This is a genomic window from Pantoea sp. EKM101V, assembly GCF_011800325.1.
Taxonomy (GTDB): Bacteria; Pseudomonadota; Gammaproteobacteria; order Enterobacterales; family Enterobacteriaceae; genus Pantoea; species Pantoea anthophila.
This window is the reverse complement of the sequence record NZ_JAALFP010000001.1, coordinates 600,212-612,592: the sequence shown is the minus strand read 5'-3', so window position 1 is coordinate 612,592 and position 12,381 is coordinate 600,212. Positions and strand designations below refer to the sequence as shown.

Annotated in this window: 15 protein-coding genes; 7 read left to right on the top strand and 8 right to left on the bottom strand. The window is 58.0% G+C overall.

Annotated elements, in window-relative coordinates; translation table 11 throughout:
* Positions 1 to 7 precede the first annotated feature (7 nt).
* Positions 8 to 913 (top strand): DNA-binding transcriptional activator PunR, encoded by a 906-nt coding sequence (punR, locus tag HFD92_RS02995; RefSeq protein ID WP_140925201.1) that lies wholly within the window; start codon positions 8 to 10, stop codon positions 911 to 913.
* Here punR and purR read toward each other — a convergent pair.
* Positions 910 to 1,935 (bottom strand): HTH-type transcriptional repressor PurR, encoded by a 1,026-nt coding sequence (gene purR, locus HFD92_RS02990; protein WP_009090485.1) that lies wholly within the window; start codon positions 1,933 to 1,935, stop codon positions 910 to 912. The two genes, punR and purR, sit on opposite strands and share 4 nt — an antisense overlap.
* A gap of 281 nt (positions 1,936 to 2,216) precedes the next feature.
* On the opposite strand from purR, the gene HFD92_RS02985 reads away from it, so the two are divergent.
* Positions 2,217 to 2,306 carry a YnhF family membrane protein gene (locus tag HFD92_RS02985; protein WP_122983609.1) on the top strand — a complete coding sequence of 30 codons (90 nt, stop codon included), beginning with the start codon at positions 2,217 to 2,219 and terminating at the stop codon, positions 2,304 to 2,306.
* Between the two features lie 47 nt (positions 2,307 to 2,353).
* On the opposite strand, the gene HFD92_RS02980 is transcribed toward HFD92_RS02985, so the two are convergent.
* Positions 2,354 to 3,142, bottom strand: coding sequence for a C40 family peptidase (locus tag HFD92_RS02980; protein ID WP_140925203.1), 789 nt, complete (start codon positions 3,140 to 3,142; stop codon positions 2,354 to 2,356).
* Between the two features lie 365 nt (positions 3,143 to 3,507).
* Here HFD92_RS02980 and HFD92_RS02975 point away from each other — a divergent pair, with 365 nt between their 5' ends.
* The gene (locus HFD92_RS02975) at positions 3,508 to 3,843 is read left to right on the top strand and encodes a Grx4 family monothiol glutaredoxin (protein WP_179291196.1); all 336 of its coding nucleotides are present in this window, start codon (positions 3,508 to 3,510) and stop codon (positions 3,841 to 3,843) included.
* A gap of 43 nt (positions 3,844 to 3,886) precedes the next feature.
* Here HFD92_RS02975 and rnt read toward each other — a convergent pair whose 3' ends face one another.
* The 4 genes from rnt to HFD92_RS02955 form a co-directional block, all read right to left on the bottom strand.
* Positions 3,887 to 4,555: a ribonuclease T gene (gene rnt / locus HFD92_RS02970; RefSeq protein ID WP_009090480.1), complete on the bottom strand. Its 669-nt coding sequence runs from the start codon at positions 4,553 to 4,555 to the stop codon at positions 3,887 to 3,889.
* 119 nt (positions 4,556 to 4,674) lie between these two features.
* The gene (gloA, locus tag HFD92_RS02965; protein ID WP_009090478.1) at positions 4,675 to 5,082 is read right to left on the bottom strand and encodes a lactoylglutathione lyase; all 408 of its coding nucleotides are present in this window, start codon (positions 5,080 to 5,082) and stop codon (positions 4,675 to 4,677) included.
* Positions 5,083 to 5,198: 116 nt separating this feature from the next.
* Positions 5,199 to 6,296 (bottom strand): alkene reductase, encoded by a 1,098-nt coding sequence (locus HFD92_RS02960; protein ID WP_167428259.1) that lies wholly within the window; start codon positions 6,294 to 6,296, stop codon positions 5,199 to 5,201.
* A 50-nt stretch (positions 6,297 to 6,346) separates the two neighbouring features.
* Complete coding sequence (locus HFD92_RS02955) at positions 6,347 to 6,943, bottom strand: TetR/AcrR family transcriptional regulator (RefSeq protein WP_167428341.1); 597 nt, start codon at positions 6,941 to 6,943, stop codon at positions 6,347 to 6,349.
* Between the two features lie 174 nt (positions 6,944 to 7,117).
* Between HFD92_RS02955 and HFD92_RS02950 the strand changes: the two genes are divergently transcribed.
* The 4 genes from HFD92_RS02950 to HFD92_RS02935 all read left to right on the top strand — a co-directional run bounded on the left by HFD92_RS02950 (position 7,118) and on the right by HFD92_RS02935 (position 9,523).
* Positions 7,118 to 7,357, top strand: coding sequence for a DUF1289 domain-containing protein (locus HFD92_RS02950; protein ID WP_009090473.1), 240 nt, complete (start codon positions 7,118 to 7,120; stop codon positions 7,355 to 7,357).
* 68 nt (positions 7,358 to 7,425) lie between these two features.
* Positions 7,426 to 8,322 carry an aldo/keto reductase family oxidoreductase gene (locus HFD92_RS02945; protein ID WP_167428258.1) on the top strand — a complete coding sequence of 299 codons (897 nt, stop codon included), beginning with the start codon at positions 7,426 to 7,428 and terminating at the stop codon, positions 8,320 to 8,322.
* A gap of 84 nt (positions 8,323 to 8,406) precedes the next feature.
* The gene (gene sodC, locus HFD92_RS02940) at positions 8,407 to 8,925 is read left to right on the top strand and encodes a superoxide dismutase family protein (RefSeq protein WP_167428257.1); all 519 of its coding nucleotides are present in this window, start codon (positions 8,407 to 8,409) and stop codon (positions 8,923 to 8,925) included.
* A 130-nt stretch (positions 8,926 to 9,055) separates the two neighbouring features.
* The gene (locus tag HFD92_RS02935) at positions 9,056 to 9,523 is read left to right on the top strand and encodes a hypothetical protein (protein WP_009090461.1); all 468 of its coding nucleotides are present in this window, start codon (positions 9,056 to 9,058) and stop codon (positions 9,521 to 9,523) included.
* Positions 9,524 to 9,547: 24 nt separating this feature from the next.
* Here the strand turns inward: HFD92_RS02935 and HFD92_RS02930 are convergent, their stop codons facing one another.
* Both HFD92_RS02930 and HFD92_RS02925 read right to left on the bottom strand, forming a co-directional pair.
* Entirely contained in the window at positions 9,548 to 11,524 is a 1,977-nt protein-coding gene (locus HFD92_RS02930; RefSeq protein ID WP_167428256.1) for an FUSC family protein, read from the bottom strand.
* Positions 11,521 to 12,378: an HlyD family secretion protein gene (locus HFD92_RS02925; RefSeq protein ID WP_009090458.1), complete on the bottom strand. Its 858-nt coding sequence runs from the start codon at positions 12,376 to 12,378 to the stop codon at positions 11,521 to 11,523. The genes HFD92_RS02930 and HFD92_RS02925 overlap by 4 nt, the downstream gene beginning before the upstream one ends.
* Positions 12,379 to 12,381: the final 3 nt, after the last annotated feature.

Sequence of the window (12,381 nt, the reverse complement as noted above, 5' to 3'; positions counted from 1 at the left end):
GCAGATTATGTGGTCAGAGTATGCACTGGAAGTGGTTGACGCGGTTGCACGCGGGGGCAGTTTCAGCGCCGCCGCGCAGGAGTTACATCGGGTGCCGTCTGCCATCAGCTATACGGTTCGCCAGCTGGAAACCTGGCTGGCGGTGCCGCTGTTTGAGCGTCAGCACCGTGAAGTGGTACTGACCCCGGCGGGAGAGCATTTTGTCAGGGAAGGGCGCAGCGTCATCAAAAAAATGCTCGCAACCCGGCAGCAGTGTCAGCAGCTGGCTAACGGCTGGCGCGGACAGCTAAGCATTGCCGTTGACCGCATCGCCAAACCGCAGCGTACCCGGCAGCTGGTTAAAGACTTTTATCGCCACTTCCCGGACATGGAGCTGCACATCAGCTATGAGGTCTTCAACGGGGTCTGGGATGCCCTGGCCGATGGCCGGGTCGATGTCGCGATTGGTGCGACCCAGGCGATACCGGTTGGCGGACGGTTTGCGTTTCGGGATATGGGGAAGCTCAACTGGCGCTGCGTAGTTGCACCCGATCATCCTCTGACGCAGGCAACCCGGATTGATGATGACACGCTGCGTCACTGGCCGTCGCTGGTGCTGGAGGATACGTCACGGGCGCTGCCGCGGCGCATGACGTGGACGCTGGACAATCAGCGCAGGCTGGTGGTGCCGGAATGGCAAACCGGGCTGGAGTGTGTGCAGGCGGGATTGTGCGTGGCGATGGTGCCAGGCCATCTGGCCCGGCCACTGCTCGACAGCGGCGCACTGGTGGAGCTCACGCTGCCGCAGGCGTTTCCGGACAGCCCCTGCTGTGTCAGTTGGGCAGAGGATCGCGCATCACCGGCAACAGGCTGGTTACTCAGCTATCTGGGTGATGCGCAAACGCTTAATCAGGAGTGGTTAAGCGAGGATTAACGGCGATAGTCGCGGAACGGACCATCCGCAACTGAACGGCGTTCAATCAGCGTGGGGTGGACTTCAATCGTTTGCGACACTTCGCGCTTGCTGGTGATGCGATCAAGCAGCATATCCAGCGCCTTCTCACCCAGCTGAGCCTTGGGCTGATGGACGGTGGTCAGTGCAGGCGCAAAATAGCGCGCGTTGCGCACATTGTCATAACCGATCACCGAAATGTCCTGCGGAACGCGCAGACCCATCTCGTCAGCGGCGCAAATCGCCCCCATCGCCATGATGTCGCCACCGCAGAACACCGCCGTCGGGCGCTGCTTCTGCGACAGGATCTGCTGCATCGCCTGATAGCCCGACTCCGGCTCAAAGTCACCCTGCACAATCCACTCGGCGCGCGGCTGAATGCCCGCCTCTTCCAGCGCCTTAAGGAAACCGGCATGACGTCCGCCCCCGGTGTTGCGCTCCATCTGACCGGGGATGGCGCCGATGTCGCGGTGGCCGCGCTCAATCAGATAGCGTCCCGCCAGATAGCCACCCTGGAAGGCGTTATCCAGCACCGTATCGGTGAAGTCGGCACGCGACTCGCCCCAGTCCATCACCACCATCGGGATATTGCGGTTCTCTTCCAGCATCTGCAGCAGGTCGTCCGGGTATTCAGAGCACATGACCAGCAGGCCATCGACGCGCTTCTGCGCCATCATGCTGAGGTAGGCGCGCTGTTTTTGCAGATCGTTATGCGCATTCCCCAGAATCAGCGTATAGCCTTTGTCAAAACAGTGATTCTCGACCGCTTCGATAATCTCAGCGAAATAGGGCGCTTCGCTGGAGGTGGCCAGCAGCCCCAGCGTCCGGGTGTGATTCACCTTCAGGCTGCGCGCCACGGCGCTCGGCGAGTAGTGCAGTTCCTTGATCGCCTGCCAGACCGCATCGCGCGTCTCTTCAGCCACGAAGCGGGTTTTATTGATGACGTGCGAAACCGTGGTCGTGGAGACGCCAGCGCGTTTTGCCACATCTTTAATTGTTGCCATGAAAATCGGACTCCAGGACTTATCTAACTGTATGATAAGCGTAGTGTTAAACGTTTGCGTCTGCTCAGGGTATTTTCCGCAAAAATGCCGTGTTATGGCGCATTAAACCGGCGGCCGACGCAGAATAAATGCCTGAAAAAGTGCGCAAACGGAATCAGGGCTGCGCGCGTTGCGCAACAAGGGCGGGATTCTAACAAGGCTGAACGGATAAAACGAGATTTTTACCCACGGCTGTGGGAAAATAGAATAACCACAATGATTACGTGGTTAAGGAGCAACCCATGAGTACCGATCTTAAACTGGCGTTAATGACCACTGTCGGCTGCCTGCTGATGATTGTGGCCTTTAGTTTTACCGCTGTACTGCACTGATAAAAAAGCCGGGACTTCTCCCGGCTTTTTTCTGACGCTGCATCAGCTCAGCGAATGGTTTTCGGCGTCATCACACGACGCGCACCAATATAGTGACGCTGCCAGTAATCTTCCCCTAACGCACTGATCTGAATATCTTTGCCGGTACGCGGTGACTGAATAAACTTGCCGCCACCCAGGTAAACCCCGACGTGATCCGCGGTTCCGCGGCCATTAATGCGGAAGAAGACCAGATCGCCTTTTTCCAGTGACTCACGTTTGATAGGGGCAGCGTCACGCAGGTGATACATCTCGTTAGCGGTGCGCGGAATTTTAAACTTCACCAGATCTTTATAGGCGTACCAGACCAGTCCGCTGCAGTCGAAGCCGGTGTGGGGGGAGGTGCCGCCCCACTGATAAGGTTTGCCCAGCTGGCCCATGAGCTTGGTCATCGCCGTTTCACGCGCTTTCTGGTAGCGCTGACGGTGAGATTTGCTCATTTTAATGGTGCCGGTCTCGCTGGCATCGGCGTTTTTCAGCAGGCGCTGGTGGCCGTAGCGTTTTTTCTCTTTGGTGCTGAGTCGGGCGGTCTTAAGCGAGGTTTTTTTGGCAGGTGTCTGTTTAGCGGTCAGTTCAACTTTTTTCTGTTTTTTCGTTTTGAGTTTCTGAACCGGGCTGAGACGGGTTTTTTTTGTCGTGGTTTTCACCACGCGACGTTTGCGGCGCTCATCCTCGCGCGCACTCTTTTTCTCTGCTTTATGCGTACTGACGTTCACCGGAGCGTGCGGAGACGCGGCGGCGATGTTGAAGAACAGTTGCGCAAAGGCCAGCATAAAAAGCGTAATGATTAAACGCATAGTCCATTAAGTAGTTAAGTTGTCAGGGCCACTACGCACCGCGACAAAGTTGAGATTAATCTGATCCAGGATCAGCGCCGAAGCCATTCTAGTCCAGTTCTTTTAAAAACTGTAATGCCTTTTATTGTTAATCTTTGCAACCCACGCGATTGTGCTGAAAATGAACATTTTCAGCGTCTTATATCAACGAAATTATTACGAATTATTAATCTGTTACCGGCTGTTAATAATCAGGAATTCACGCTGTGCCTGTCATGATTTAACCAGGATGGCGATTTCAGCAGGCAGCGATCAAAATCTCGTTTTCAGTCACGCTGCGAAGTCGCTACAATAAACAAACACGAAGTGAAGAATTAAGGAAGGCAATTATGAGTACTGTAGAAAAAATTCAGCGCCAGATCGCAGAAAACCCGATCCTGCTGTACATGAAAGGTTCTCCGAAGCTGCCAAGCTGCGGCTTCTCTGCACAGGCGGTGCAGGCACTGTCAGCCTGCGGTGAGCGTTTTGCTTACGTGGATATTCTGCAGAACCCGGACATTCGTGCAGAGCTGCCAAAGTACGCCAACTGGCCAACCTTCCCGCAGCTGTGGGTAGACGGTGAACTGGTCGGTGGATGCGACATCATCGTTGAGATGTTACAGCGTGGTGAACTGCAGTCGCTGATTAAAGAGACCGCAGAAAAATTTAAAGAAGCAGAATAAAAAAAGGCCGACGCAATGTCGGCCTTTTTCGTTGTGGCATTCCTCAGACGGAGGCGCTGGTGTCTGCATCGCCTTCGGCAAAGGGCAGGGGCCAGCCACCTAACCGCTTCCAGCGGTTCACTAGCTCACAGAATAGCGTTGCGGTCTGCTGCGTATCATACAGCGCCGAGTGTGCCTGACTGCTGTCAAACTCCATTCCCGCAGCGATACACGCCTTCGCCAGCACGGTCTGACCCAGCACCAGCCCGCTCAGGGCTGCCGTGTCAAAGGTCGCAAAGGGGTGGAACGGGTTACGTTTCAGGCTGGCACGTTCAGCCGCCGCAGACATAAAGTTCAGGTCAAACGTGGCGTTGTGCGCCACCATGATGGCGCGATTGCAGCCGCTGTCTTTGATCCCCTTGCGCACCATTTTAAAAATGGCGTGCAGCGCTTCATATTCACTGACGGCACCGCGCAGCGGATTAGCGGGATCGATACCGGTAAAGGCCAGCGCTTCAGGGTGCAGCAGCGATCCGACAAAAGGTTCGACGTTAAAATGCAGCGTCTGGTCTGTCTGAATCCATCCCTCTTCATCCATTTTCAGCGTGATAGCGGCAATTTCCAGTAACGCATCGGTTTGTGCGTTGAAACCGGCGGTTTCCACGTCGATGACCACCGGATAGAAGCCACGGAAACGTTGATTGAGTGCATTAGGTGAATTCGATTCAGACATCAGGATCTCGTTGCAGGAAAAGGGCAGCGCGCATTATGGCAAAAAACGTGGCCGGGTGCAGCAGATGAAGCGCAGAGAAGGGGATTCAGCCCGCCCGGGAGGGCAGGCTGGCGGCAGGATCAGTTGCCGAGGCCTTTACCGGCATCTTTGTTTTCGATCAGCTCGATTTTGTAGCCGTCCGGATCTTCAACAAAAGCGATAATGGTGGAGCCACCCTTCACCGGGCCCGCTTCACGCGTCACGTTACCGCCATTCTGACGGATACGTTCGCAGGCGGCTGCCGCGTCATCCACGCCCAGCGCGATATGACCATAGGCGTTGCCGAGATCATACTTGTCCACGCCCCAGTTATAGGTCAGTTCGATAACCGCGCCTTCGCTTTCGTCGGTGTAGCCCACAAAAGCCAGGGTATATTTATATTCGGTGTTTTCGCTCTGACGCAGCACACGCATGCCCAGCACACGGGTGTAGAAATCAATTGAACGTTGCAGATCGCCAACGCGCAGCATGGTATGTAGTAAACGCATAACATCCTCTTTGAAGTAAAACGCCATCGCCGGATGACCCAGGCGCTAAGTATAGCGATGAAAATCGCCATTGAATAATGGCCGCCGTCATCGTCCCGGACGGCAGCCAGACAGGTTTACAGTGTCGGGTAGTCGATGTAGCCTTCCGCGCCGCCGCCATAGAAGCTTTCCGGACGCTGAGGATTCAGAGGAGCATCCTGCTGCAGACGCTCAACCAGATCCGGGTTCGCGATGTAGTCGCGACCAAACGCGACGGCATCGATCAGACCGCGACTAATCAAATCATCCGCTTTCTCGACCGTGTAGGCACCGGCACCGATAATGGCACCCGGGAACAGGTCACGTACTTTCTGACGGAAGGCATCCGTGTAAGGCTTGCCGCCCGCCCAGTCTGGTTCTGAAAGGTGCAGGTAGGCGATGTTGCGTTTCGCCAGCTCGCCGATGTACCACAGCGCCGCTTCTTCTTCATCCGGGCCGTTATCCAGATTCTGGAAGCTGCCGATCGGCGAAACGCGGATACCGATACGATCGGCTGACCAGTTTGCAATGACCGCATCCACCACTTCCAGCGCGAAACGCCCGCGTTTTTCGATGCTGCCGCCATATTCGTCGGTACGCTGGTTGGAATCCGGGGCCAGGAACTGATGAATCAGGTAACCGTGTGCCGAGTGCAGCTCAAGCAGGTCAAAATCCGCTTCACGCGCATTCGCGGCCGCCTGGCCGAAATCGGCCACGATCTGCTGGATCTCAGGAATCGTCAGTTCGCGTGGCTCTGAGGTCTCTTCGCGGTAGACGCTGCCATCTTCAGCACGCAGTGAGGTTCGGGTACCCGCCGCAATCGCCGACGGGGCGACCGGGGCTTTACCTTCCGGCTGAACGCTGTTGTGGGAAATACGACCGGTGTGCCACAGCTGCACGGCGGTGTGGCCGCCCGCCTGATGTACGCCTTCGTTAATGCGTTTCCACGCCGCAATCTGCGGCTGGGTATGTAAACCCGGCGCACCGGCATAGCCTTTAGCCTGGAAAGAGACCTGCGTGGCTTCGGTGATGATCAGACCGGCGCTGGCGCGCTGACGGTAATATTCCGCCATCATCGGCGTCGGGATATCGCCTGGCTCAATGCTGCGCAGACGGGTCAGCGGTGCCATAAAGACGCGGTTTGGGACGTTAATTGCGCCAACTTTCAGCGGACGAAACAGCTGGGTACTCGCCATAATAGCTCCTGATTAGTAGACCAGTCGTCTACAAACACGTTTTTTAAAAATCAGTGGCGTTCTAGCCACTGTTCGATGGTACTCAGTGCGAGGCGCAGGGGCTGCGCCTCGCGGGAAATTTTGCTCTGCAGGCTGGCACCCAGCCAGAGCAGCGACAGCAACTCCGCCATCTGTGCAGGCGGCTGCGGCAGGTTCAGCGACTCCTGCTGCACCGCCTCAGTCAGCGTCCGCGCATAGAGCGCGGTGATTTTCGCCGCACCCTGCTGCAGGGCATCGCGCATCGGCTCAGAGAGATCGCAGACTTCCGCAGAGACTTTCACGCCCAGGCAACCCATAATGTGGCCCTGCTGAACGAACAGATCGACCGCTAAACGGAAGTGGCTGAGCAGGCGTTCGCGCGGGGTGCCATCCGTCCGGCTGAGCTGTAATTCCACATCCTGCAGGAAGCGCGCAAAGTAGCGTTCCAGTAACGCCACGCCAAACGCCTCCTTGGAACGGAAGTAATAGTAGAAGGAGCCTTTCGGTACGGCCGCCTGTGACAGCAGTTCGCTTAAGCCCATTCCGGTGAACCCGCGTTGCAGACAGAGTTGCTCACCTGTCTGAAGCAGGTGCTCGCGGGTTTCGTTGCGTTGTGGCGTCTTATTCATGGCACTGAGAATAGTAGACCAGTCGGTCGGTTGCAACGATCGGCCCACACGATGGCACAGAGTGTTCACCCGTTCGTGCGACAACCCGATTATTGTGACCGGCTGAGGCTCATTTCCTGTGCAACCAGGCTACGCTGTTACTTTGACTGGTTATTCTGTGACTCCGGAGACGTAGTGGCCGAGCAGCTTGAGTTTTTCCCGGTTCCCAGCCCCTGTCGCGGCATCTGCGAGAGCGATGCGCGCGGCTACTGCCTGGGATGTTTACGCAGCCGTGATGAGCGGTTTAACTGGCTGCGCTTCAGTGATGCCCAGAAGCGCGAGGTGATTCGCCTGTGCCAGATGCGGCGTCAGCGTCTGCTGCGCCAGCAAAAGGGCGAGGAGCCACCCGCACCGCAGCAGCCGGAGTTATTCTGACGGCCTGGCGCTTTCCGTTATACTCTCTGACACGCTAATGTCAGCCAACGTGCAACAGGGAGATCGTCATGTCACAACCGCAAGCCATTGCTCTGCAGGGGCCCGATTTTTCACCGCTGGTTATGGGGTACTGGCGTCTGATGGAGTGGGGCATGCCGCCTCAGGAGCGGCTCGCATTTATTGAGCATCACCTCAGCCTCGGTATTACCACCGTTGATCACGCCGATATCTATGGTGACTATCAGTGTGAAGCAGCGTTTGGTGAGGCGCTGAAGCTGGCTCCTGGCCTGCGCGATCGGCTGCAGATTGTGACCAAATGCGGCATCGCTACCCGCGCCCGCCCGGAAAACCAGATTGGTCACTACATCACCGATAAACAGCATATTGTCCAGAGCGCAGAAAATTCGCTGCGTCACCTGCACACCGATCGTCTCGACCTGCTGCTGATCCATCGTCCCGATCCGCTGATGGACGCGGATCAGGTCGCCGATGCCTTTATGGCTCTGCATCAGAGCGGCAAGGTACTGCACTTTGGCGTTTCCAACTTTACCCCGGCCCAGTTCTCCCTGCTGCAGTCGCGCCTGCCGTTCTCGCTGGTCACTAACCAGCTGGAGATCTCCCCTGTGCAGCAGAGCGGACTGCTGGATGGATCGCTGGATCAGTGTCAGCAATTGCGTATCCGGCCAATGGCCTGGTCCTGTCTGGGTGGCGGTCGCCTGTTTAATGATCCCCACTTCCAGCCACTGCGCGATGAACTGGAGCGGGTGCGTCAGGAGACCGGGGCGAGCAGCCTGGATCAGGTGGTCTATGCCTGGATTCTGATGCTGCCGTCGCGTCCGCTGCCGATCATCGGGTCGGGCAAAACGGCGCGGGTCAGCGACGCGGTCGGTGCGCTGAGCGTGACGCTGTCACGTCAGCAGTGGTTCCGCATTCGTAAGGCCGCGCTGGGTTACGATGTGCCCTGAAGCGTAAAACTGCGTCAATTTTCAGCAGAGTAGCGCAACAGCGACCAGACTTATTGCACACCCTGGTATGCAAACGGAGTCATCATGAAAATGAAAGCAGTCGCGCTATTCGCGCTGATCGCCTGTGGGTCAGCCAACGCCGCCAGTGAACAGGTGACGGTTCATCAGGTCACCGCTGAGGGCATAGGGAAATCGCTGGGCACCGTAAAGATTGATGAGACAGAGTATGGTCTGAAGTTCACACCGGATCTGAAAGGGCTGACGCCGGGCATTCATGGATTCCATGTCCATGCCAAAGGCAGTTGTGAGCCGGGCGAGTCTGAGGGCAAAGTGGTGGCTGCCGGGGCGGCCGGTGGGCATCTCGATCCGGCTAACACCGGCAAACATCTGGGGCCGTATGCGGAAGGGCATCTGGGCGACCTGCCTGCGGTTTATGTTGATGACCAGGGTAACGCAACCTATCCGGTACTGGCACCACGACTGAAGTCGCTGAGTGAGATTAAAGGCAAAGCGCTGATGGTCCATGTCGGCGGTGACAACCATGCCGACCATCCCAAACCGCTGGGCGGTGGCGGGGCACGTTACGCCTGCGGCGTTATCTGAATTTCCGGGCGGCCCATGCCAGCCGCCCGCTTTTCTCCTGCCGGTTTATTAATTGTTGTACCATCCCCTGCATTTCCCCCCTATGATATTGATTCAGGTACGAAAGCGTGATGGGGAAAGGAGCAGGAACATGAAATTCAAGGGCGCATTACTGCTGAGTCTGCTGCTGGTGGGATGCGATAAACCCAATGATACGCAACTGGTTACTGAAACCGGGCGGGAGCTTCAGCGCACCATCGATACCAGCCCGATGCGTGTCACCTGCGAAAAGATTGCCAAAGGTCGCGAATGGCTGAGCCGCAGCACGGTGCGCAGGCTGGAAGCGAAAGGGTGCGATCAGGTCTTCCGCAGCGCCACGGAAACCAATTTCACTGAAACCACGATTTATCGCCGCACCATGACCATGGTGTGCGGCGGCATTCACGGTCAGAGTTTCACCGGCAGCGAACTGACGCGCCGCTTTATCTTCTCACCGGATGAGAAAGCGCTGGTGATCGAACCGATGACCGAGATGGATAAGACCCGTTTTGAGGGGCACAAGACGCTGCAACAGCTGCAGGACGATTTTAACCGCCAGCAGCAGCAGTATTGTCAGTAGTCAGGCCGGTACCGCCTGTTTCAGCTATGCCAGCGAACAGCGCAGGCGCCAGATAATCCCCGCCAGTTCACTGGCCTCGTTGCTGCCCTGCGCCAGCAGCGAGGCGATCGTCTCCTCCAGTTCCAGCAACATCCGATCAAGCGAGCTGTGCTGCACGCCACGGCTGCTGATAATCTGCTGTAAATTCTGCAGGCTCTCATCGCGAAACCGCAGCAGCGACGCCGGACCGGCATCCCAGTCACGCAGCTGCCAGACAATATGCGAGCAGTTGAGCAGCACCACCCCCCAGCGCAGCAGCCAGACCCGCGCCTGTTCATCCCGGCTGTGACTGAGCTGGCTGATGCGATGGTAGATCTGCGATTCAAAGCGACTTTCGCTGAGCCGGGGCTGTCGCCGCAGCTGATCGAGGAACGCCAGCCGCAGTGCCCGGATATGCCGTCGGCTGCGCCGGGCATCGGAGCTGGGGCGCAGGATCTGGAAAGCCAGCCAGGCGAGCAGTACCCCGCACACTTTGGCAATATTATCGTTGAAGAACGCCTGATAGTCCCAGACGGGCGGGTTAGTGACCGCGATAAACGAGCCCATAAAGACGATGAACTGTCCCCACATTCCGGCACGCTGTTTCTGCTGTAACTTAAAGAGTTGCAGCGTCACCAGCAGCGGAAACAGAACCAGTAAAAAGGGCCACAGCAGGCTGATCTGCACCATCAGGCCGAACTTCATCACAAAACTGAAGGCAAACAGCCAGAGCAGCGTTTTCAGCAGCAGCGTCACGCTGCCGCCGGGTGAGGGCGCAGAGGCGTAGAGCACACAGGCGATCGCGGTCAGAGTCAGGGCGGAAGCGCCTGAAGACCACTGCGTGTTGATCCAGAAGGCGCAGCCCAGCACGATAACGCAGAAGGTGCGCAGGGCGCTCCAGCCCGCTTCGGCACTGTCACTGTCGCGCGCCAGCGCCGGAACCGGCGGAGGCTGAAAGCGGGTATCCGCATCGGCACGATCCAGCAGCCGGATCCAGCGCAGCACGTTGAGGTACATCCAGCAGAAGTAGCGCAGCCGGTGAGAGAACGCGCGCTGCCGATAGTCACCCGACGCCGCCGGTGTCACGCTGCGCAGGATCTGTGCCAGCCGGTATTTGTCGCAGTCCGGTTTCGCCAGCTCCGCCAGCAGCTGTTGCAGCGCCTCAAACAGCGCGGCAGGGGCGTCGGGCCAGTTCAGCAGCATGCGGCGCAGACTGGAGAGCACGCTGGTAAGACGCAGCTGCTGGTGCAGCACATAGTTCAGGACGTTGTTCTGGCGGCGAAAGCGATAGTGACTCCAGAACGCCTGAATGCGCAGCAGATTCATGGTCAGGATCTGGCTGATGACCGTCTCATGCGCGGTGCGGATCCCCTCGCTGGCGGAAGGCTGCAGCAGCAGGACCGCATGTTCCAGCAGCCGGGCGTGCATCTGTTTCAGCGAGGTAATCAGCGTCTCACCATCGGAAGTGCTCGGCAGCACCATCATCATCAACCCGGCGCACAGGATGCCGGAGATCACTTCGCAGACGCGCGCCTGGGCGATGGTCCACAATGCGGTAATGTCCGTAATATTGACGCTGCTGAAGGCGATGATGGCGGCGGTATAGCCGGCCAGGGAGAAGGCGTAGGCGACATTATTCTGATAGTGGCTGGCAATGCCGGTGCAGAGCGCCAGCCAGCCAGCGATGGCAAAGGTGAACAGCCACGGTTCATTCAGCGTGTGACCGGCAATCAGCAGGGCGGCGCTCGCCCCGACCAGGCTGCCGGCGATGCGGCCGAGGCTTTTACTGATTGCCCCGCCGACCGTGGGAAAGCTGATGACGGCGGCAGAGGTCATCGCCCAGTAAGGTTCATCAAGATCCAGACCGTAGGCGATACTCAGCGCCAGACACATCGATATTGCGTTGCGCAACGCGTAGCGCCACTGTCCGCCCGTCGCCTTAATCCAGGGCAGCTGATCCCAGGCCAGCCACTGCATATTCATGGCTGGATGGAGATGGTGCAGCTGGTACCGGCAATCAGCTCAGTGTGTGCCGGAAGCGGGTCGAGACGAATGCGCACCGGCACCCGCTGCGCCAGCCGTACCCAGGGCACATTGGGTTTGATATCGGGCACCAGACCGCTGTCCGTCTCAATGCTCTGGTCGTAAATGGCGCGACCTATGCTCTCCACCTGGCCCTGCAGCTGTGCGCCATTGCTGTAGAGCACCACCTGTGCTGCGGCGCCCGGATGAATATGGCGCAGCTTGGTCTCTTCAAAATAGCCCATCACGTAGTAAGAGTGACTGTCCACCAGCGCAAACAGGGGCGTTCCCGCCGCGGCATAGTTGCCCGGCCGCAGCGTCAGATTGGTGATCCAGCCATCTGTCGGGGCGGTCAGCGTCGTCTGCTGCAGGTTCCAGCGTGCCCGCTCCCATTCCGCCTGCGCCGCTTTGGCACTGGCAGCCGCGGCCCCGGCGCTGAGGCGTGCCGCATCGAGATCTTCTGCAGAGATAATGTTACGCGGCAGATGAGCGCGCCGGTTAAATTCATGCTGCGCTTTCGCCAGATCCGCCTGCGCTTTGCTCAGCTGGGCGGCGGCGTTGTCGAGCGCAATCTGCCACGGCACCGGGTCGAGCGTCAGCAGCTGCTGGCCCTGATGGACAAACTGATTATCGGTGACGCTGAGCTGAGCAATCCGGCCCGACACCTGAGGGGTAATATCCACCAGCTCTGCCCGCACCTTACCGTCGCGGGTCCAGGGGGACTGCATGTAGTAGTTCCAGAGCCAGCCCCCCGCCAGCAGCGCCAGGGCGAAGACGATGAGGGTGGAAAAATATTTTACCGCGTTAAATTTCATATC

What these genes read in the sequence shown, in the direction of transcription:
- punR (WP_140925201.1), top strand. Translation starts at nt 8, where the DNA reads ATGTGGTCAGAGTATGCACTGGAAGTGGTTGACGCGGTTGCACGCGGG.
- purR (WP_009090485.1), bottom strand. Translation starts at nt 1,935, where the DNA reads ATGGCAACAATTAAAGATGTGGCAAAACGCGCTGGCGTCTCCACGACC.
- HFD92_RS02985 (WP_122983609.1), top strand. Translation starts at nt 2,217, where the DNA reads ATGAGTACCGATCTTAAACTGGCGTTAATGACCACTGTCGGCTGCCTG.
- HFD92_RS02980 (WP_140925203.1), bottom strand. Translation starts at nt 3,142, where the DNA reads ATGCGTTTAATCATTACGCTTTTTATGCTGGCCTTTGCGCAACTGTTC.
- rnt (WP_009090480.1), bottom strand. Translation starts at nt 4,555, where the DNA reads ATGTCTGAATCGAATTCACCTAATGCACTCAATCAACGTTTCCGTGGC.
- gloA (WP_009090478.1), bottom strand. Translation starts at nt 5,082, where the DNA reads ATGCGTTTACTACATACCATGCTGCGCGTTGGCGATCTGCAACGTTCA.
- HFD92_RS02960 (WP_167428259.1), bottom strand. Translation starts at nt 6,296, where the DNA reads ATGGCGAGTACCCAGCTGTTTCGTCCGCTGAAAGTTGGCGCAATTAAC.
- HFD92_RS02955 (WP_167428341.1), bottom strand. Translation starts at nt 6,943, where the DNA reads ATGAATAAGACGCCACAACGCAACGAAACCCGCGAGCACCTGCTTCAG.
- HFD92_RS02945 (WP_167428258.1), top strand. Translation starts at nt 7,426, where the DNA reads ATGTCACAACCGCAAGCCATTGCTCTGCAGGGGCCCGATTTTTCACCG.
- sodC (WP_167428257.1), top strand. Translation starts at nt 8,407, where the DNA reads ATGAAAATGAAAGCAGTCGCGCTATTCGCGCTGATCGCCTGTGGGTCA.
- HFD92_RS02935 (WP_009090461.1), top strand. Translation starts at nt 9,056, where the DNA reads ATGAAATTCAAGGGCGCATTACTGCTGAGTCTGCTGCTGGTGGGATGC.
- HFD92_RS02930 (WP_167428256.1), bottom strand. Translation starts at nt 11,524, where the DNA reads ATGAATATGCAGTGGCTGGCCTGGGATCAGCTGCCCTGGATTAAGGCG.
- HFD92_RS02925 (WP_009090458.1), bottom strand. Translation starts at nt 12,378, where the DNA reads ATGAAATTTAACGCGGTAAAATATTTTTCCACCCTCATCGTCTTCGCC.